General features: G+C 43.4%; 13 protein-coding genes and 1 pseudogene. 13 read left to right on the top strand and 1 reads right to left on the bottom strand.

Translation table 11 applies throughout. The features are described 5' to 3' along the window. Positions 1 to 167: 167 nt before the first annotated feature. A complete protein-coding gene (locus tag A3CY_RS0117955) occupies positions 168 to 917 on the bottom strand; it encodes a DUF5131 family protein (protein WP_018339335.1) in 750 nt (249 codons plus the stop codon). Between the two features lie 571 nt (positions 918 to 1,488). Here A3CY_RS0117955 and A3CY_RS0117950 point away from each other — a divergent pair. The 13 genes and pseudogenes from A3CY_RS0117950 to A3CY_RS23460 form a co-directional block, all read left to right on the top strand. Further along, entirely contained in the window at positions 1,489 to 2,082 is a 594-nt protein-coding gene (locus A3CY_RS0117950) for a DUF3575 domain-containing protein (RefSeq protein WP_018339334.1), read from the top strand. A 10-nt stretch (positions 2,083 to 2,092) separates the two neighbouring features. Beyond that, positions 2,093 to 3,505, top strand: a complete 1,413-nt coding sequence (locus A3CY_RS0117945) for a DUF3868 domain-containing protein (protein ID WP_026207841.1) — start codon at positions 2,093 to 2,095, stop codon at positions 3,503 to 3,505. A gap of 20 nt (positions 3,506 to 3,525) precedes the next feature. Then, positions 3,526 to 5,460 (top strand): Mfa1 family fimbria major subunit, encoded by a 1,935-nt coding sequence (locus A3CY_RS0117940; protein WP_026207840.1) that lies wholly within the window; start codon positions 3,526 to 3,528, stop codon positions 5,458 to 5,460. Between the two features lie 8 nt (positions 5,461 to 5,468). Beyond that, positions 5,469 to 6,479 carry a FimB/Mfa2 family fimbrial subunit gene (locus A3CY_RS0117935; RefSeq protein ID WP_026207839.1) on the top strand — a complete coding sequence of 337 codons (1,011 nt, stop codon included), beginning with the start codon at positions 5,469 to 5,471 and terminating at the stop codon, positions 6,477 to 6,479. After that, on the top strand, positions 6,476 to 7,561 hold the full coding sequence (locus tag A3CY_RS0117930; protein WP_026207838.1) for a hypothetical protein: 1,086 nt from the start codon (positions 6,476 to 6,478) through the stop codon (positions 7,559 to 7,561). Before A3CY_RS0117935 ends, A3CY_RS0117930 begins: the two co-directional genes overlap by 4 nt. A gap of 18 nt (positions 7,562 to 7,579) precedes the next feature. Further along, positions 7,580 to 10,567 carry a DUF4906 domain-containing protein gene (locus A3CY_RS0117925; protein WP_018339329.1) on the top strand — a complete coding sequence of 996 codons (2,988 nt, stop codon included), beginning with the start codon at positions 7,580 to 7,582 and terminating at the stop codon, positions 10,565 to 10,567. Between the two features lie 348 nt (positions 10,568 to 10,915). Further along, positions 10,916 to 12,022: an OmpA family protein gene (locus tag A3CY_RS0117920; RefSeq protein ID WP_026207836.1), complete on the top strand. Its 1,107-nt coding sequence runs from the start codon at positions 10,916 to 10,918 to the stop codon at positions 12,020 to 12,022. A gap of 148 nt (positions 12,023 to 12,170) precedes the next feature. Beyond that, entirely contained in the window at positions 12,171 to 12,749 is a 579-nt protein-coding gene (locus tag A3CY_RS0117915; RefSeq protein WP_018339326.1) for an RNA polymerase sigma factor, read from the top strand. Between the two features lie 69 nt (positions 12,750 to 12,818). After that, the gene (locus A3CY_RS22315; protein WP_018339325.1) at positions 12,819 to 14,018 is read left to right on the top strand and encodes a FecR family protein; all 1,200 of its coding nucleotides are present in this window, start codon (positions 12,819 to 12,821) and stop codon (positions 14,016 to 14,018) included. A gap of 216 nt (positions 14,019 to 14,234) precedes the next feature. Continuing rightward, the gene (locus tag A3CY_RS0117905) at positions 14,235 to 17,654 is read left to right on the top strand and encodes a SusC/RagA family TonB-linked outer membrane protein (protein WP_240388184.1); all 3,420 of its coding nucleotides are present in this window, start codon (positions 14,235 to 14,237) and stop codon (positions 17,652 to 17,654) included. Positions 17,655 to 17,672: 18 nt separating this feature from the next. Continuing rightward, positions 17,673 to 19,154 (top strand): RagB/SusD family nutrient uptake outer membrane protein, encoded by a 1,482-nt coding sequence (locus A3CY_RS0117900; RefSeq protein ID WP_026207834.1) that lies wholly within the window; start codon positions 17,673 to 17,675, stop codon positions 19,152 to 19,154. Positions 19,155 to 19,179: 25 nt separating this feature from the next. Further along, entirely contained in the window at positions 19,180 to 20,070 is an 891-nt protein-coding gene (locus A3CY_RS0117895) for a putative zinc-binding metallopeptidase (protein WP_018339322.1), read from the top strand. Positions 20,071 to 20,133: 63 nt separating this feature from the next. Continuing rightward, positions 20,134 to 21,136 (top strand): annotated as a pseudogene (locus A3CY_RS23460) (DUF5117 domain-containing protein); the annotation flags it as partial.

Raw genomic sequence — 21,136 nt, 5'->3', positions numbered from 1 at the left:
AGCAATACGAACACTGGAAATATTCCGGTGCCGGGCTGAGCAAATAGTTCGAAATGGGGGGGAGTTGTATATTGCAAAAAGGTAGACTTGTTGCTGTGCTAGACGGAAGCTGAAATCGACCTTCGGTTTTTCGATGATATTGAATTTTGTATGGGAGATGCTCTTGTTTATTCCGCATCGAAGTTAATCCCCGCTTTTCGAGCTTGGGAATGTTGTTGGCGGTAGTTGATGGGATATAATTTCCCGTTTTTTATGAATTTGGCTCCGGTTTGCTTGAACCAAAACGAAATATTTTGTTCCACGCATACATCATGTAGTTCCATTATCCAATCGAAATCGCAGGGGCGGGCTTCGTTGCCAGACTCCCCGCCGGCAACAACTTGTTCGATCCACGAGTCAATATTGTATGGAGTCAGGTCGATTCGTTCCAAGATGGGTTCGCAGATGATGATTTTGTGTTTTATCGGGGCGGCTTGGTAGATTGGTAGGCGGTAATCCGCTCTATCCTGATTCTCGACCGTGCAACAGATCGTGACGTGATCGTACCCGTCGCCCCAGTCATCGGGGAGGAATATTTGCAAACGGTCGATGCGTTTGGTTATGATCATGAAATTTAAATCATCCCGGGTACGTATCATGTCCCATGCCTCGGCACGCCATTCGTCGGCATCTTCGAGAAAGAAGTCGGATGTGAAGCACGTGTAAACTAATGTTTCCGGTGGGATTTTATACTCACCGTTTCGCTTTTTTTGGACGGGCAGGTCAAAATTTTGAGTTTTGGAAACAATGCTGCTGTTGATACCTCGTTTGGAATCGCCCCGGTACACGTAACAATGCTTGCAGCCCGCGCTTAGTTTGTGGCAACCGTGCCACGGGTTCCACATTTGGGATTTCGATTCGATAGCGTTCTTGCTCATTTGTCACGGTTTTAGGTATCGTTTTACTGGTTACAAAAATATTTAAATCCGGTACGATCGTCAAAAATAAGTAGGATGATTTTCGTATGTACTTATTTTTTTGATTTATTATGAGTGGTTGATGCAAAGATTTTTGTTGTCAAAAATATATCTGTATTGGTGATATTTTGGTAAAATGTACAAAATTAAATTTATGCGTTTTATATCTTGAAACCTTCGTTTAAAGCGATTAAAAAAAAGGGGGTTAAAAAACGAATTGTTTGATAATTAAATATAATCATATATACATATGCACCAAATTATTACGCGAAAATTTTGTATTGTAATTTTACCCCATTATCTTTGTATCATTAAACGAACGATTAAAGCGATTTTGTTTAATAGCTTCATTTATTTGTGCAATAGATGTTTAGTATAGATATGAAGTGTTTTGAATTGATAGTGTATTGAGGAACAAGTGTTAGAGTGGTATAGTATGAAATGGCGTTTATTTATAAAGCAGACCGAGGCTTTGTTTATTATGTTTTGTAGTGAGATTTGCATAGGTGTATAATTACGATGAATCTTGGATATGGGAAAAATGAGTTTAAAGCTTTGTATGTTTTTGCTTTTGGGACTTTTTTTCAGCACGGGAGCAAAATGTCAAAAAATGGCAGTGAAGAGCAACTTGTTATATGATGCAACGGCAACAATTAACGCCGGCATAGAGTTTCGTTTGGCGCCGAGATGGACGTTTGATCTCTCGAGCAATTATAACGGGTGGACTATATCGGGCGATCACAAGTGGAAGCATTGGATGCTGCAGCCGGAGGCTCGTTATTGGTTTTGTGACTGTTTTGCGGGACATTTTTTAGGTGTACATGTATTGGGCGGGAAGTATAATGTCGGTAACTTGAAGAATAGTATTTCTTTTTGGGGAACGGATTTCTCCAAGTTGACGGATCGCCGTTACCAAGGGTGGTTTGTCGGAGCGGGAGTGGCTTACGGTCACTCGTGGGTGCTTTCCAAGCACTGGAATTTCGAGGCAGAAATCGGCGTGGGGTACATTTATACTCGTTACGACGTGTATCCTTGTGCCGAGTGCGGGACAAGGTTGGCAAAAGGGCGGTCGCATCATTACGTGGGACCGACGAAAGCGGCGTTGAATTTTGTTTATTTGTTTTAAAAAGATGGCTATGAGAAAGATATGGTGTTTAGGCTTGCTGATGTTGTTCATGGCAAACGTGAGCGGGCAGGAACTTGCCGACGGGCAGGTAGTGGTAAGGAATCTCGACGTGGTGCGTGGGGAGAATGCCTTGTTCGTTTCAATGGACGTGGACGTGTCCGCTTTGAATATTGCCACGAACCGGGAATTGCTTTTTGTCCCGGTATTGAAAGGCGAATCGGATAGCGTGCAGTTGCCCTTTATGATCGTGGCGGGACGGAACCGCTATTTCTATCACTTGCGTAACACGCCCGTGTCGGACGGGGATGTATTGGAACGGGCGGGACAGGCGAATGTGATTCGTTATCGTGCTTCGCTTCCTTTCGAGGTGTGGATGTCGAAGGCTACCTTGGCAATAGACGAGAGAGCTTGCGGTTGTCGGGGCGAGGGGGAGGACCGTCGGGTGCCGCTGTTGCGGATGGAGCCGAAAGTTTACACTCCGGTGTTCGTGTATCTGCCGCCGGAGGTGGAGATGGTGAAGACGCGTGAAGTGAAAGGTTCCGCTTATATCGATTTCCCGGTGAATCGCACGGAGATACACGAGGATTACCGGAAGAATCCGACAGAGTTGCGGAAGATACGACAGACGATTGACGTGGTGCGGGAGGATCCGGATGTGCGTATCACGGCATTGAGTATCAAAGGATATGCCTCTCCGGAGGGTACGTATGCCAATAACACTCGCCTGGCGAAGGGGAGAACGGCAACGTTGAAAACTTACGTGCGGGAGTTGTATCATTTCCCCGATAGCGTGATTCTTACCTCTTACGAGCCGGAAGATTGGGCGGGTTTGGAGGCTTACGTGGACAGTACTAATTTGAGGAATCGAGATGATATTCTGGGGCTTATCCGTGCCGATTTGGAACCGGATGCCAAGGAAAAGATGATAAAATCGACTTACCCGGAGGATTACCAGTTCCTGTTGAAGAACGTGTACCCGGGACTTCGGCACTCGGATTACGTGGTGAGATACGTGGTACGCACTTACACGGACGCGGAAGAGATCCGGCGGATCATGAAAACCCAGCCACAGAAATTGAGTTTACGTGAATTATATATAGCGGCGAAAGATTTGGAACCGGGTAGCGACGAGTACAACGAGGCGTTCGAGATTGCGGTACGGATGTTCCCGGGGGACGAGGTCGCCAACCTGAACGCTGCCAATGCCGCCATGGCGAAAGGCGACTTGAAAGGAGCTGCCCGTTACCTGGGCAAGGCGGGTGATTGCGTGGAAGCCGTTTATGCCCGAGGGGTTTACGCAGGTCTATCGAAAGATTACGATTCGGCAATGAGGTTTTTCGCCGAGGCTGCCCAAGGGGGGATCACCGAGGCGGAAGATGCTTTGCGTCAAGTGAAAGAAGTGAAAAATGACCAAATAGAATGACCAATTTAAATAAAAAAGAGATGAAAAGAATGTGGAATTATTTCGCGAGCATTCTCGTGATGGGGTTGCTCGCCGGGTGTAGCAATGACACTCTTACAGGCGACGATTCTGACGAGAATCTGAATGGCTCTAAAGATGCCGTTTACATGAATGTATCGGTACAGCTTCCTGCCGGGGGAGTGGGGGCTCGCAGTGAAACAAATACACCGGAAAATGGGGATTATGGAACCAGTACGAGTGGCACAGAGGTGGGGCAGGAGAAAGAGAACACGGTGAGCGAGGTTTTGCTCGTGTTGGCAACGACGAGTGACGAATTGATTGCCCACAGCATCACGGAAACGCCAGAAAACATGACGAATTTGTCTTCGACCTCTTTCAGCACGACGAAAAGGATCACGAAGACATCAATCGCCGCTTATTACGAGGCTGCTAATACGGATGCGAATGGCAATTTGACAACAGGAAAGGATGAGATACACGTTTATGTGTTCTGTAATCCTACGACGGCTTTAAAAAAATTGATTGACGATGCAACTGTGGGAACTACTGCATGGAGAGATGGGATTGCTGGCAGAACGGAGTTTGATGCTGCTACTACTGATAAAAAGTTCTTGATGTCGAATGCCGTATTGGCAAAAAAGAAATTACCCAAGACATTAGCAGATTGGAATGATTACACGACAGAGAATAACGCGTTCAATTTGTCTGGTCCCAATAATTACGGTACCGATAAAGAGGTTGTCAATAACGGTGCAATTCAAGTAGAACGTTCTGTAGCTCGTTTTGATTTCAAGGACGGGAGCGGAAAGAACAATACATACGATGTTGTGATGAAAAATAATGCACCTCTCATGCAAATCCAGTTGCAAAAAATGGCATTGGTGAACATGAGCAAAAATTTCTACTACTTGCGCCGTGTGTCCGCGAATGGATTGAAGGACGGCTGGAATATTTGTGGTGTGGAAACTCCATCAAATTACGTGGTAGACACGGATGCCGCGGAGAAAAATACGGGTATTGCCAGTGGTTTTGGAACGTATTTTGATTATTGCTTAGGCCACGAGGAGGGTATGTCGTGGACAATTGACCAGACCGCTCGCGGGCAGTGGGATTCGCATGATATTAGTAAGGTGTTGGGTGAAGGTGCTACTAGTGACAATTATGGTTCAAAAGAATATAAAATTTGGCGTTACGTGGCGGAAAATACAATTCCCGGGGAAACTTCTAATCAAAAACAAGGAATTACTACCGGGGTTGTTTTTAAAGGTCAGATGATTGCACCCGACGGTGCGGACGAGACTAATTCTTTAGTGAAACTTCTGAAACGTACAGATCTCACGGGAAATCCGATGCAGGACCCGATCCTTTATACCTATTTGACGAATATTTACGTGACTTGGAAAGAGGTACGTGCTGCTGCTTTGGATGAAAATGCCAGTCGTGAATTTTACACCGCGGTATTCGGGAATCCTGAGAATGCGGACAAAATTTGTGTAGAGAAAGCGGCTGAGGGCGATACTCCTGCTGTGGCTGCCGTGTATAGTACTGACCCTAAGAGCCCTGATTACTTGTGGAGTCAATGGCAAACAAACGCTTCTAACACGACTTATTGGGAAAGTTTTAGAACGGCTGCTGTCGGTTCCAGATTTACGATTTACCAGTCTAGTAAAGAAGGTAGTGATCCTGTCGGGTATTATTGCTATTATTACTACTGGAACCGTCACAATGATAACGGGGAAAACGGGAGCATGGGCCCGATGGAGTTCGGCGTGGTGCGTAACAACGTGTACAAACTTGCTGTCACGAAAATTGACCGTTTAGGCCATCCGCGCATTTCTGACAACGATCCGGACCCAATAGATCCGGATGACCCGGACGAAAAAAGCGATGTTTACCTGACGGTTTCCGTGGAGGTATTGCCTTGGACGGTCCGTATAAATAATATCGAATTTTAAGAATCAACATGCAAAGTAGAAAACGAAATATAGTTTCAAGAATCATCGGTGCGGCACTTTGTGCCGCGTCGATGAGCTTTGCCTTCTCCTCGTGCGAGAAAATATATGAAGATCTCGATCCATGCGCTCACGGGGTGTCGCTTCGTTTTATCTACGACTACAACATGGAGTTTGCCAACGCATTCCCCAAGAAGGTGGATTGCTTGACACTTTATATATATGACGAGGAAGGCAATTACGTGGATACCCGCGTGGTGATGGGACCGGAATTGCGGGACGAAAGTTACCGGATGACGTTGGAATTGAAGCCGGGAAATTACCGTTTCGTGGCTTACGGGGGAATGGCTTGCGGGGAAAGTTCTTTTTTCATGGTACGACCTCCGGCACCGGGAAGCAAGTATGGCGATGCCCGGGTAAGAATGGACGAGGATTGCCTGACGAACCCCGATCGGAAGAAATTGCACGACATGTACTGGGGACAACTCACGCTTGCCACGGCGGACTTGTATCAAGAGGGCGTGGTGGAGATGATGAAGAACACGAATAATATCCGGATCATGTTGCAACAGATGAACGGCGACCCGGTGGATGACAAGGATTTTGATTTCGAGATCACGGATGACAACACCTTGTTCGCTAGTGATAACGATGTGATCCCGAACGGGGAGGTGGCCTACACGCCTTGGGCGAGGGGGCAAGTGTCAGCGGGAATGATGGGGAACGACAAGGAGGTGGTCATGGCATACGCGGAGTTTTCAACTTCGCGGTTGATGCTGAAGAATAGCCCGAAGCTCGTGATTCGCCGGAAGGAGGATGCGGGGGAGGTGCTGAACATTCCGTTGAACAATTATTTGCTGGCGTTCAGGAGTGAATTTTACAAGGATATGGATAAACAGGAGTTTTTGGACCGGCAGAGCGAGTGGTCGATGCTTTTTTTGCTTGACACGGATTACCGGTGGTTGAAAACGACGATAAAGATTAATGATTGGACGGTTAGAGTCAATGACATTCAAAAATGAAACAGGTTGCGTGTTATCTCATATTTGGATTGATGGCGTTCTTGTTGTCCGGGGGATGTAGCCGGGATACCGGGGAAAATGCCGAGGGAGAGGTTCTGGTGAACCTCAATATCAACGTGGCGTTGTCCGACGTGGCACGTCCCATAGCCCGCGGGGTAGTGGAGGATGCGAAACCCAAGAATGAGGACGAGATGATGCAAAAATTGCGGGTGATCGTGGTGCGGGAGAATGGCGTGGTCGAGATAAACGACTTTATAAATTTTTCTTCTTCTGCCGTGATGAGCGTTGTGTCTGGAAAATTTAAGGTGGTTAGCGGGGAATGGAAACAGATTTATCTTTTCGTGAACGAGGATAACGAGAGTATTCAGGTGAGTCAGGGAGATAGCAACGAGACGCTTGCCCTATCTGATTTCCTTGATGGTATAATGGTCGGGGAAACATTCCCCGCGGAGGTAATTTCCAATCTGACGGTCCGGGTGGAAACGCCTTCGGGACAATTGTCGGGAGCTTTGCCCATGAACGAACGCCACCAGGTGTACGTGTCTCGCCAGGAGAATAACGAGTGCCAGCTTTTCGTGACAAGAGCTGCCGTGAAATTCACGTTCCGGATAACGAACGAGACTTCTACCATGAGGGAATTGACGGGTTTGGTGATTAAAAATATGGCGAACAAGGAGTATTACTTGCCGCGAAACGCTAAATACGAAGAAGAGACGATTGGGGAGGAGGGGGACAATTATTCGGTTTTAGCGATAAAGAGTTACAATGTGCCGCCGTTTTCCGGGGTGTATGATTACAAGCATGAGGGGGTGGATGTTATATTGCCCGCCAATAATGGATTTAAGGAATTAGAACCTATTTATTTACTGGAGGGAAAACCCGACGGGGAGTATCTCGTGGGTATCACGGTGAATGGGGTTTCTTGGGAAAGAAAACTCGGAAACCTGCCTCACGGGCTTCCGAGGAACACGCATGTCGTGGTGAATATCACGATAAAGAATGATGATAAATTTGAATTAGAGTGGGTGGTTGATGTGGAGCCTTACCGGGAAAAAGAGCTTAAACCGGATTTTGGGTTATAACAGAGAATCGTTGAAAATATGAAACGGGATATACTATATAGTCTTTTGTATGTGCTGTTCATTTGCTTCGCCGCTTGCGAGGATGAACCGCTGGGAGGAGATGATGATTTTACTCCCGGGGCTACAAGTACTGTAACCGCAACCGTGGAGTTCAAACCGCTGGTTCCTGCGTTGAACGGGGCGAGCAGAAGTGCCGGGGACGCGATAAAAGATATTCAGAGTTTGTGGGTGTTGTTATACACGGAGGGGGGAAACTTGGTCGAGAAATACGAGATTGAAAATTTCAAGCCGACGACATCCGTTGACAGGGATGGCCTTACATCCGGGGGGCCCTATGCCGAATCGGCAACTTCCCGTGCTTCTTTTACATTGACTGTTCCGCAGGGGAGGTATTATATTTACGCGGTTGCCAATTTGGACCTTGCTTCTTATGGAGAGGCCATTCAAACCGTGGAGGGATTGAAAGGAATCACTTTAACTTGGATCGCTGATGATGTGGCAAAGAATAGCCAAATGTTCGGTCACTTTGTGGTAGATAATGATGGATTGGCAGATAAAAAGGCGCTTGTTGCGGAAGAAACGGTGTTGATCAACAAAAACACGACAAAATTGCACGCATGGGTGCGGCGTGCGGCATCGAAAGTGACGGTGGCGTACGATGCTTCCGGGTTGGAAGAAGGGGTTTTCGTTTACTTGAAATCGGTTCGGATTAAAGACATACCCAGGACTTGTTTCTTGGGGGACACGAATAAAATAAAGGACGTGGCGAATCTTATTGATGGAGAAATCATACGTTATTACGAGGGAGAGGATGTGCCGGCATTTAATGAATATTATCCCGTGCGATTATCGACCGGTAAGCCTGAATATGGTGAACACAAGGAAGGGTCCAACGCTTTGTTCTTTTTTGAAAATATGCAAGGAGAGGGAAAAGATAAACGGCAAGATGCCGATGGGAATGGTGCATTGGACCGCCCCGGTTTTCCCGGGGACGATAGTTATAGCCTGAAAGATGACATGCCTTTCGGCACGTATATCGAGGTGGACGCTTATTACGTGTCCATTAATCCCCAAAAGGTGGGTAGCGGTCCTATAAAATACCGTTTCATGCTCGGCAAGGATGTCGCGACCGATTATAATGCCGAACGAAATTATCACTACAAACTCACGCTGGTGTTGAAAAATTTTGCCAATGATGCGGATTGGCATATCGAGTATAAAGAGGAAAAACCGGGAATAGAGGTTCCGCCGGTTTATTACATTTCTTATCTTTATAACCGCTCTTTGGATTTTCCTATAAAAATAAATACCGGAGGGGGGCAACTTGACTCTTTGGGTGCGAGAATCATATTCAATAATTGGGCGCCGGAGGGAGCCTCGACGCTTGACTATGCCAAGCAATATGATTACGCGGTGACACCTACTGACGCAAACAATGCCCCTTGGCATGGTTTCCTTTCGCTTCGCAAGACTACGGCTAAAATATTGTCAAATGGAAATGAAAAAGGGGATGGTATAATAACAATTACGAGTAATAAGGCGTACTATGAAGAAACAAAAAGGGGGACAAGGGATTACTCGACAACGGATGGGACGCATTCGGAGAATGATGGAACTTACACCATAACCACTGATAAAGTAAATAAAACCGTAAACATAACGATTCCCTTGTACACGCGGGCGAAGCAGATGATTGTCAGTTCTGCCTATACCGGTAACAATCCCTATGTCGCCTATCAGCGTCAGGCACAGGTGGAATTTACCGTGAAAATAAAATTTGATGACGGGAGAGAGCGAACATTAAAAGACACGGCAAAAATTTTCCAGGTGCGTCGTGTCGTTAATCCCAAGGGCATTTACCGAAGTGCAGGGAACACGAGTTCTTTTCATGTAAAATTGATGAGATTGCCGAAGGAAGAGGCAGTCAATTTTGAAGCCTTCCCTTCCGAAGGGCGTTGGCGGGCTTATATCCCCTCGGAGGTGGATGGAGTCCCTTTTCGGGGGGATGATTTCATTACGCTTGAAAATGCAGAAGGGAAGACGGGAAGTTTTATCGAATTTGACGTGAAATTCAAAGGCAAGATACCAGAGGGGGAGGTGCGTCAAACGGTTATTCGTGTAGATTATCATGATTACACTTGCCAGCACTTGATTTTCGTGACGCAGGGAGATGGTCCGGTGCAACTCGTGGACGGAGGTGCGAAATGGCATAACCGTAATTTGCTTGCCGCGGGTAAAGAAGTTGATACTCCGCTTGACGAGGGGTCGTTGTTTCGTTATGGCAATTTGGAGCAACCGATAGCAGCTTCCAGCCAAGTACATCGCAAAGTTCCATGGAATAATGTCAAACCGGGGGATTTCGTGGCTCCCGGGACTTTGAATATTGTAGGTGCGGCACCTCTCGCGTGGGATGGCATAGCCTCTCAAAATACGGAAAATCCTTCGTGGAAAGTAAATCTTGGTGCTAACGTAAGAGTTGCGAATTACAATGATTATAATCTTCTTTTTACCACTTCTAGTGTTGAACAAGGTTTTGGTGTGCTTTATGGAGATGGCACCAATGATAATTCGACACATACAAGTATTCAGGACGTTTATGAATACCGCTCGGGGAAAGGCGGTTCCGGCGTTGAAAGCGGTTATGGGATGAGAGGATGTTTCGTGTATAACAAGACGAATGGTAAGCACGTATTCTTCCCTATAGGAGCGTCCGGATACGGGCGTCGAAGATTTGCAGAAAATGGTATGCTTCGGTATGCCAATAGAACTGCGGCATATCCCGATGGCGCGGATTTATTGGCACTCCGTCCTCTATTTTATGATTTGTATCGTCGGCAGGGAGCGATTTATTGGCTTGAAAAACAGTATGGTAAAACTTCTAGTGAGAATATTTGTGGTTGGGATATAAATTATTATACATTTGATTTCCATGAAATAAGTTCAGGTAATAATTTAAGTTCTGGTGGCAGTGACGCTTGTTTTATCCGTTGCGTGGAAGATAATTAAATAATTATGCGGGGAAGTGTATCAAAACACGCCTTTTAATTCCTAATTTCTATAAAGTCAAGCAATGTACAAATTGGTGATTATCAGTGTAATTGCGCGTAATTTTGTGATGTATGTGACTTTATGGACAGACTTTGGGGTGTGTTTATGGCAAAATGAAAGCTCATGGGTGTAAATTCCCAATTGAGTGTTTTGTAACTTACAAAACGCTCAGTTAACTAAAGGTGCCTTTCAAAGGTATGTTTATTTGTTTGTTGTGTTGTGCGTGAATTTTATTAATTTTGCGATGTTTTTTCAATTTTGTATATGAGGATTGTTACACGAATAAACATTTTAATTATTTTGAAAATGAAAAAGAATTTATTGTTTGTATGCATGTTGGTGTTGTGCATTTCAACTTTTGCACAATCTAGCCAAGAAAAAAACTTACCTGGTTACAAAACATCTTTTGAAACCAATAATTTTTGGGATAATTGGTTTGTTTCTTTGAATTTTGGTGCCCAAGCTCTTTACGCGGAAGGTTCTACTGATGCTAAATTCGGGGATAGATTGACTTTTATGCCGGCATTGTCTGTCGGTAAATGGTTCGCACCGTGGTGGGGAGTGAGAGTACAAGGTCAGGGAGGTGCGTTACACGGATTCCAGAATAACGGGAATACCATGTTGCATAAACATTATGGAGCTGTTCATGGAGATTTCATGTTCGGGTTGCTGAATTTTTTCGGACGTTATAACGAGAAACGTTGTTTTGATTTGGTTCCTTTCGCCGGGATCGGGGGAGCGTTTATTGGCAGTGACCAATCTTTCACGATTAATGCCGGTGTTCAGGCTCGTTTCCGTTTGTGTGAACGCTTTGACTTGAATTTGGAATATTCCGGAATGATTTTGGATGACGATCTTGTGACTCGCGGTGGTTTTCCCAATGACGGTATCATGGGGTTGAGCGTGGGTGTTACCTATAGATTCAAAAACCGTTCTTTCAAGAAAGCTGTTAGCCACAAGCAATATGCAGAGCTTCAAACTTTGACAAAAGCACAAGAAGCCCAGATCCAAGAGTTGTTGAGAAGAGCTCCGGATACTGTTGTGAAAATTGTAAAACAAGAAGTTCCGACGACTAAGACCGATGTCGAATACAAGGCTCTGCCGACTACTATAAATTTCGCATTCAATAGCTATAAGATTGATGCAACCCAAGAAGTGGGTATTTATAATTTAGCACAATTCCTGAAAGAGAATCCTGATGTGCGTATTCGTTTAACCGGTTACGCTGATAAACGCGGAACGCAGAAAGCAAATATGATTATCTCTGAAAAACGAGTAAATGCCGTTGCGGATATGTTTATCAACAAATATGGAATAAGCAAGCAGCGCGTTGTTAAGGATCATAAAGGTGTTAGTTCCCGTTATGACAAAGATGAATGGAATCGTTGCGTTCTTGTTGAGATTATCAAATAAGATACTGTGTGATTTTAAAGAGGGACCCCTGTCGGATTCGACGGGGTCTTTTTTTTAACTGGTGGAGGTTTGTGCACGTATACAAGAGAAGGTTTTTGAACTTACAAGGAATATTATTATTTTTGTTTCATCACTAAAAAGGGGATACGTGATACATGATGATGCAGACATATTGAGAATGCTAAAGTCCGGGGAACGGGACGGTATGAAGTTTTTACTGCGACGTTATTACCGTTCTTTAGTTCTTTTTGTTGACGGATTTATGCATAATTTGTCTGAATCCGAGGATATCGTGCAGGAGCAGTTTATCAAGCTTTGGGAAAATCGTCTGTTTGATGGGATACACGCGAAAGCTTTGTCAACCTATTTGTTCACGATAAGCCGAAATGCTTGTTTTAATATACTAGAACACCGTGGCATTCAGACGGAAAGAATATCTCCTTCCCATTTAGATATCGCTTTTCATGAAGCCGAGAGATTGGACGAGAGAACAGTTCAACTGGTACGCGAGGCATTGAATAAATTACCCCAGCGTATGAGAGAAATCGTTTATAGCGTGGTTTGTGAAAATTATTCTTACGCGGAAACTGCAGAGCGATTTGGAATTTCAATTAATACAGTCAAAACTTCACTAAGGAAGGGAATGAAACAGTTACGCGACGATTTGGGAGATCGAAAAGATCTTCTCGTGTTCCTTTTTTTACTTGGAAATTTTTCGTTTGATTAAAAAAAGTCGTATTTGAGTCACCCTTTTTTTTGAAATATCTGTTTAATGGATAAAAGTCCGTAAGAACAGATGAAAAAGAAATACGATGAAATATACCGGAGCCTCTTGGAATTTTGGGGTGGGAAATTTTCTTCAAGGCAAGAAGAAGATATTGCTGCATGGTTGAAAGAGGAGCCTGCCAACGAGAAGCGTTTGAAACAATTATTCCGGTTACTTTATCGCGTGAGTTACGCGGAAAAATATAATCGTATAAATTTAACCCGGGCAGAAGAAAAAATATTATCTCGTTTGCCCATGCGGGAAAAACGAGGAAGGAGAATATCTCAAAGATTGTATCTCTGGAGTGGAGCGGTTGCTGCCTGCTTGTTATTGTTTTCAACCATGTTTTGGTTCCCGGAAAAACAAGAGTATATTGAAAAAAACGGGGCATCTCAGATATTGGGCGGGCATTCCGATATAACCTTGCTTTTGGATAACGGGAAGAGGATGGTTATTCACAAGGATTCTTCTTTTGTATTAAAAATGGACAGGGTAAGTGTTGAGCATAGCGTGGGAGCGGGATTGTGCTATATGGCGAAAGAGGATTCTTTGTCGGGGAGAGTTTTCGGGGAAGCAGTTGAGTATAATACGTTGATCGTTCCCCGGGGAGGTGAATATATTTTGACTTTGTCGGACGGAACTAAAGTTTGGCTGAATTCGGAAACCGAGTTAAAATATCCGGTGCGTTTCACGGGGGCAACCCGGGAGGTGGAGATCGTGGGAGAGGGATATTTCGAAGTGGCGAAGAATGAGGCTTGTCCGTTTATTGTTCATGCAAAAGATTTAGATATGAAGGTTCTTGGGACATCATTTAACGTAATGGCTTATCGGGACGAAAATGTTTCAGTCGTAACCTTGGAAACCGGGAAGGTGCAAGTAAATGCGGCGACGGGACGGGAAATGTTGAGCCCCGGTTGGCAGGCGGTTTGGGATATAGAAGGGAAATCGTTGATGAAACAACAAGTGCCCGTGAATTTGATCGTTTCCTGGAAATCCGGGATGTTTGATTTCGTGAATATGCCATTGGAACAGTTGGTAAAACAGCTAACGCGTTGGTATGACGTGGAGTTTTCTTTCACGGATGAAGCTATTCGTGCAATTCGTTTTACCGGGGCTGTCGAACGTGCCCAATCTTTAAAATTCATGCTGGATTTTATAGAGATGACGTCGAATGTGAAATGTAGGATGGAAAACAAAATGGTTTATCTAGATAAAAAGTTGAGTTTGTAGTGTAGTGAAAACAATCTAGTCTATTTGTAATAGCTAGAGTTTTTTGAAAGTGTTAATTGAAAATTAAAATTTATGGAAAAACAATGTTGGAGAACTTTCGTTTTTGTAAAAAAACGAACGGGTAGAACTTTTTTGACCATAATGATGATTACGGTCATGCAGTTGCTTTTTGTACTGGGTGGTTATTCTTCGGGATTAAGCCAAAACAAAATGCAGATGAATTTCAAAAAAATCACGTATGATAAATTATTTCAGGAGATCCGTTCCCAAATTGGTTTTGTGGCTATGTATAATAATGGCGTTGTAGATTTGCAAACAGTGGTTCGAGCTGATTTCGGGGAGATTGATTTAAAAGATCTTTTAGACAAAACGTTGAAAGTAAACGGTCTGTCGTATAGGATTGAGGGAAAGTTTATTATTGTATTGAAAGAAGAGCAGAAAAAAGACAAGAAGGTGCTCGCGTATGTTAAAGGAGTGGTGAAGGACAAGGAGAATCAACCCTTGTCGGGAGTGGCTATTCGTTTGAAAGGGACTACTGTCGGGACTACTACAAATGTTAATGGATTCTATGAAATAGGAATTCCTAAAGATAGTTCTGTATTGATTTTTTCTTTCCTTGGAATGAAAACCGTGGAGGTGAAATACGTGGGGCGGGATACGATAGATGTGGTGATGAGTGAGGATGTGCAACAAGTGGAAGAGGTTGTGGTTACAGGTTATCAGGCGGTGAAGAAACGGGGGATGACGGGTTCGACCAGTAGTATAAAGGGGAGTGACCTGGTGGTAAACGGGACACAAACGTTAGAACAAGCATTACAAGGTAAATTGCCGGGGATGATGGTGATTAACCAAAGCGGTTTGACGGGTACCCGCCAAAAGGTGAGAGTGCGTGGAACTTCGACTTTGTTAGGAAACCCGGAACCGGTATGGGTTGTGGACGGGATTATTCAGGAAGACCCGTTACCTTTTAATGCGGCACAATTAACGGATATCGGTGACGATAATATGGATATGATTAAGAATTTCGTGGGAGGGGCTATTGCTTGGTTGAATCCTAGCGATATTGATAATATCGTCGTTTTGAAAGATGCTTCGTCAACCGCAATCTATGGGGTGAAGGCTGCTAACGGGGTGATTGTAATCACGACGAAAAAAGGAGAACGGGGTAGAATGTCCGTGAATTATAGCGGAAATTTCTCGATGAGCGCGAAAATGAGCTACAAGAACATGGAATTGATGAATTCACAGCAACGTGTTGGTGTTTCCCGGGAGGCGTATGAACGGGGATGTATCGTGGAGCTGGAGGATCCGATTGGGTATATGGCTTTGGCATTGGCTTATAAAAGACGAGAGATTAGTTATGACGAATTTAACACGCAAGCCAAGAAACTTGAAGCGATGAACACGGATTGGTTTGATATTTTGTTCAGGACTCCGTTTAGCCATAGCCACAATATTAGTATCTCGGGAGGAAATGAAAAATCTACTTACCGGGCATCCTTGGGTATTAATCGAAGTGAAAATACGGCTAAGGGGAATGGACTGGAACAGTACAATGGAAGTTTTAATGTTACTTCAACTTTATGGAATCGTGTGACATTGAATGCCGGGTTAGCTGGTAGTGTGGTGAAAACAACCGGTTTTGCGAGTGTTGATCCTTATACGTACGCAAGTACCACCAATCGGGCTATTCCTTGTTATAACGAGGATGGAAGTCTGTATTTTTACCCGAAAGGGGAAAATAATTACTTGTATAATATTGTCCATGAACTGAATAATAGCGGCAATGAAAATACAACAAGTAGTGTGAATAGTAATCTAAGTGTACGTTGGAATATTGTTGGCGGGTTGACACTGTCTTCTACCTTGGGATATAATCATTCTTCTTCTCTAGGTGAATCATGGTACACGGAAGAATCTAATTATATTACTGCAATAAGAGAGTATGAATTTGGAGCTTACGGTTCCGAGGATATTCAGTACAAAAATTCGCCTTTACCCGTGGGAGGATTATTAAATGTCGTTGAGAGTAGGAATGACAATTATACTTGGCGTAATCAATTGGAATATATTAATAATTTCGGGAAGCATGCTGTTAGTGTTATGCTGGGACAAGAATCCCGAAGTAACAAGTATGACGGTTATACTCAAAAGAATTACGGTTATATGCCTGACCGGGGCAAGTCGTTTGCCCAGGTGCCGATCACGATAGGCGAGAAGGGGGAAAAGAATAAACTGGTGAGAACGAGTCCCTCGATCACGGACCGGACAGCGAATTACTTGTCTTTTTATGGCAATATGAGTTATATGTTTGACGAGCGTTACGCGGTGAATGCAAGTATTCGTGTGGATGCCTCCAATCGTTTTGGGCAGGATAAAAGTGCCAGATACCAACCCGTTTGGTCCGTGGGTGTGCGTTGGAATGTTTCCCGGGAGCACTGGTTGGAAAATCAGGATATATTGAATGATGTAAGTATTCGGGCATCTTATGGTTTTCAAGGAAATGTTGCGGAGAATGTGGGACCGGAGCTGATTGCGAAATTTGTACCCGTGGATGAATTAAGCGGTAGCGATGATTTGAAGTTAAGTATTAAAAGTTTGCCTGCTCCTCATTTGAAATGGGAAAAGAATAAAAGCTTGAACTTGGGTATTGATTTTAGTTTGTTCAAGAGCAAGATAAACGGAACGTTCGAGTATTACTACAAACGTACGGTAGATATGATCACGGAGCGTAAGGTGCCGTATGCTAACGGGGTATCTTCTATGGTTATTAATGGCGGGAATATGACAAATTCCGGTTGGGATTTAAGTGTTAGCGTGGTGCCTGTACGGACAAAGGATTTTGTTTGGTCGTTGGGGATGAATACTTCCCAAGTGTACAATAAATTGAAGAGTTCTTTGGAGCCTACGGGAGATTGGAAAGAGGCTGTGTCGGGAGAATTGAACAAGGAAGGGTATGCCATGTCTAGTTTTTGGGCATTCCGTTTCTCCGGGTTGAACCCTGAAAACGGGGCTCCTGAATTTGACCTTTCGGGAAGTGATTCGGAGGCAGCCTGGGAAGATGCAACCCGGTATATGGTTTATGCGGGAAAGTTAGATCCAGATTTTACCGCGGGTTTGAATACCTCATTCCGGTATAAAACGTTGACATTGACAGCCAATTTCTATTTGAGCACGGGGAATCAAAAATTTTTGGCTTCTCCTTTCAAAGAAATGAATTCCAGGGGACGGATTCCGAGTGAATATTTAAATATGTCCACGGAAATGGTAAAACGTTGGCGAGAGCCTGGTGATGAGGCTCACACGAACATTCCTTCATTGCCTCACCCGACGACGAATTTGGCATCTTATCCTTTTTATCAGAATTGGAAATCTTTTTATCCTTATGAAGCTTATCCTTATTCTGATGTCAGGGTGGTGGATGCCTGGTACTTGAGATGTAATAATATTACTCTTTCTTACAATATACCCCAGAGATTGATTTCTCGTTACGCACAGGATGTGAGTGTGTCATTTACGGTTAGCAATCCTTTCCAGATTGTAAGTAAAGATTTTCAAGGACGGGATCCGGAAGTAGCAAGTGGTAATCAACCTTTATCAAGGAATTATTCCTTGAGTGTGAACGTGAGTTTTTAACAAGTAAATTAGAGATTGATGAAAAGAATAATAATATTGCTGTTTGCTTTGGGATTGTTTGGATGTAGTGACTTCCTGAAGGAATCGAGTCAGGACGAAATTCGTCCTTCGACGGTAGACGATATGGATCAATTGTTGAACGGAGAGGCTTATACTGAACTTTATACGGATTATCTTTTGGGTATTACAGATATTTTTACCGATGATATCCAGTGTCGGGGGGCTTCTATTTACTACCCGGATGATAAAACGAAACTTGAGAGAGAACGTTGGAAATTTGGTTGGCAAAAAGATATGTTTGATGAAGGTGGTGGCGGAAATATTGTAAGTTATTGGGAATTGCCTTACCGGAAGATTAAAGGATGTAATGTGGTTTTGGATTATTTGGATAAAGTTCGGGGGGATGACACTAGACGGGAGAATCTGCGAGGAGAGGCGCTTACTTTAAGAGGGTTCTATTATTTGATGCTCGTGAATTTTTTCGGGCAACCGTACAATGCCGGAGATCCCGAGAAAAATTTGGGTGTACCTTTAAAATTACACATGGATGTTACGGAAGAATTGTTTCCCCGGGAGAGTGTTGCTACGGTTTATCGCCAGATTGAACAGGATTTGTTGGAAGGGAATCGTTTGTTGGAGGAAAATGATTTTGCCAAGAGCTTGCATAGAATGAATCATATCGCGGCTAAAGCGATCTTGTCCAGAATGTACCTTTACATGGAAGATTGGGATAATGCTTTGAAATATGCTGATGAGGTGTTGAAAGTAAAACCAAATTTACTCACGCTTGCCATGTTTAGGAATCCTGATGATAATACTTCTTCCGAGGGCGTGTATAATAAAAATACGCTTGATGAGGTTATCTGGTATCGGGCGGAAAACGGTTATGCTAATATGCGTGCTTTGGCGGCAAGTCCATACAGTGCTTCTGATGATTTATTGAGGTTGTATGAAGTTTCTCCTGCCGGTAAGGTGTTGGACTTGCGGTATAATACTTATTTTACAAATTACACGGACTACAATTCTTTTGACTTTATTTCGATGTCTTTTAAACGTGTCCCGGATATTGTTTGTAAAGATAGAAATGACGGTTGTCTAGGTATTCGTACCGCAGAAATGTATTTGAATAGGGCTGAAGCTTATATTCATAAATATATTGTTTCGGATAACGAGGAGTTTAGAGAAAAAGCTTTGTCTGATTTGAATTTCCTGAGAGAACATCGTTATGATACTCGGACCACTACTTATATTCCTGTGGATAAGGATGGGGAGGCTTTGTTGAATTTTTATAAAGAAGAGCGCCGTCGGGAATTATGTGGTGAGGGGAATCATCGTTGGTTTGATTTACGTCGGTATGGGATGCCGGAATTAGAGCATATTTATTTCTTAAATCTGGGAGAGGAACAGAAATTTACGTTGCAAGCGAATTCTCCCCGTTATGTTTTGCCGATTCCCCAGCAAGTTTTGGAGTATAATCGGGAATTGGAACAAAATCCTTGATGTTGAATATTAAAATATGAATGTTATGAGATATAGATTGATATTTGTATTATTGAGCGTTGTGCTTTGGCTGGGATGTTATGATGAAGACCCTATTGTACCGACAAGTGAACCGGAATTTAAATATACCCTTCCTCAAGGGGCGCATGATTATGACCAGAATATTGTAGAATGGTTTGATCGATGTGGTTTTTATATATTGTATAAGTTTGAACCGAAAGATGTGTATTTTAACGGGACGGATTGGGATGAAGCTGTTTTGAATTCAAACACGAATACCTATTCGGGAAATATTACAGTGGTCCCGGCAGAAGAAGCGTATGTCGGCAAACAATTAGCTCTTGTCGAAGATTTGTTCTTCCAATTTTATGCGGATACGATGTTACAACGCTGTATGCCTATGAAGTTGTTACTGTGTAGTTCTGTAAAGGTATGGCCTGTTAGTACCGAGCAATTGAATGTTTATTCCGGATTTGATAATCTTGCCGTGAATTGGGGATGCCAGGAGGTTGAGGCATTCTCGAAGGCTGCCAAAACATCATTTAAAAATGATGTAAACACGGCTTTTTTGGAACGTTTGTTGGATCGGAAAATGATAGGAATCTCAGAGGAATTTACGAAAGTATCTACTTATGGGGGATATGTGGATGGATATAGTATGTATGAACAAGGTTTTTTGAAAGAAGGACAGGTAGATGCTGAATATGACTGGAAGGAATATATCGCTGCGGTAGTGCAATATTCGTATGATTATTTGAGGGCGGAGCCGGATGCTTATGAAGATAAACCTACCATGAAAGGAATTCTGCATCCGAATAAAGATGTTCACGGGTTGATTCGTGAAAAGTATGCGATATTGATTGCTTATTTTAAAAATGAGTATAACATAGATTTACAAGCGATTGGTAATAAGTGAGGTGCGTTTTTATTTTAGAACGATAAAATATAGATTATTGATTAACATTTAGAAATCTGTTGTATGAAAAAAGGATTAGTATTGTTACTTGTATCACTATTCTTGCTCCCGTGTACGGAACCCTTGTACGCCTGGGGTAAGAAGAAAAAGAAGAAAGCAAAAACTGAACAACAAGACTCTACCGCTAAAAAAGTAGAATCGAAATACGAGAAGTTGTTCAAGGGAAAACAACACGAGGAATTTCGNGGAAACTTTATCACGGTTCATCGGGTTGGAGATAAAATTTATTTCGAGTACCCGTTAAAATATATGGGACGGGATGTTTTAATTGCTTCNACTCCTTCCGCNACGAGTGANCCTTCCANGGTNAACGTGGGCTATAANNCCTCNGANCCNNTGCACGTTCGTTTTAAATTGCAAGATAGCACTATCTTTATGAGCGAGTGCGCAACTTATACCACTTTTGACCAAACAAAAGAAATGCAAGAGGCTGCGGCTTTGAATTTCATGGATATTCCTAAATTGAAGTTCAAACTGGAGGCTTACAATAAAGATAGNACNGCNGTNGTATTNGANGNGGGAAAGATATTCTCCGANCCTTCNATGAATCCTNTCGGGGGNTATNTTATGGGTNNGTTGCCNATNANNGGNAANTTGAANANTGANCTNTCTTNNNCNGGAAAGATNAAATCTTTTGATGATAATATNTCNATNGANTCNCAGGAAGTGTANANTTGTNCCGCTAGTTTNNTCNTNTTCTCTNTTNATTTAGGGGATGTTTCCGTTAATACCGTGAAAACCGTGTTGTTGTTGCCGGAAGAAAAAATGAAGCCGAGAATTTCTGATCCCCGTATCGGGATTTTCTTGACCGGGAAACAAAATATCTCTCCCAGGGAAGGATCCAAGTATTATTCATTTGCCAATCGTTGGCGTTTGGAACCGAAAGATGTTCAAGCCTGGGAGCGGGGTGAACTTGTTGAACCGGTAAAACCGATCGTGTTCTACCTGGACAATACTTTCCCGGAAAACTGGAAACCTGCTTTGCGGGAGGGAGTTTTAGACTGGA

It is taken from the genome of Butyricimonas synergistica DSM 23225 (genome assembly GCF_000379665.1).
In the GTDB taxonomy this organism is placed as follows: Bacteria; Bacteroidota; Bacteroidia; order Bacteroidales; family Marinifilaceae; genus Butyricimonas; species Butyricimonas synergistica.
This window is presented reverse-complemented; position numbering and strand designations above follow the sequence as displayed.

Excerpts from the sequence above, each read along its gene's own strand:
- A3CY_RS0117895 (WP_018339322.1), top strand. The coding sequence starts at position 19,180 with ATGAGATATAGATTGATATTTGTATTATTGAGCGTTGTGCTTTGGCTG.
- A3CY_RS0117935 (WP_026207839.1), top strand. The coding sequence starts at position 5,469 with ATGCAAAGTAGAAAACGAAATATAGTTTCAAGAATCATCGGTGCGGCA.
- A3CY_RS0117900 (WP_026207834.1), top strand. The coding sequence starts at position 17,673 with ATGAAAAGAATAATAATATTGCTGTTTGCTTTGGGATTGTTTGGATGT.
- A3CY_RS0117945 (WP_026207841.1), top strand. The coding sequence starts at position 2,093 with ATGAGAAAGATATGGTGTTTAGGCTTGCTGATGTTGTTCATGGCAAAC.
- A3CY_RS0117940 (WP_026207840.1), top strand. The coding sequence starts at position 3,526 with ATGAAAAGAATGTGGAATTATTTCGCGAGCATTCTCGTGATGGGGTTG.
- A3CY_RS0117905 (WP_240388184.1), top strand. The coding sequence starts at position 14,235 with ATGAATTTCAAAAAAATCACGTATGATAAATTATTTCAGGAGATCCGT.
- A3CY_RS0117955 (WP_018339335.1), bottom strand. The coding sequence starts at position 917 with ATGAGCAAGAACGCTATCGAATCGAAATCCCAAATGTGGAACCCGTGG.
- A3CY_RS0117925 (WP_018339329.1), top strand. The coding sequence starts at position 7,580 with ATGAAACGGGATATACTATATAGTCTTTTGTATGTGCTGTTCATTTGC.
- A3CY_RS22315 (WP_018339325.1), top strand. The coding sequence starts at position 12,819 with ATGAAAAAGAAATACGATGAAATATACCGGAGCCTCTTGGAATTTTGG.
- A3CY_RS0117950 (WP_018339334.1), top strand. The coding sequence starts at position 1,489 with ATGGGAAAAATGAGTTTAAAGCTTTGTATGTTTTTGCTTTTGGGACTT.
- A3CY_RS0117930 (WP_026207838.1), top strand. The coding sequence starts at position 6,476 with ATGAAACAGGTTGCGTGTTATCTCATATTTGGATTGATGGCGTTCTTG.
- A3CY_RS0117920 (WP_026207836.1), top strand. The coding sequence starts at position 10,916 with ATGAAAAAGAATTTATTGTTTGTATGCATGTTGGTGTTGTGCATTTCA.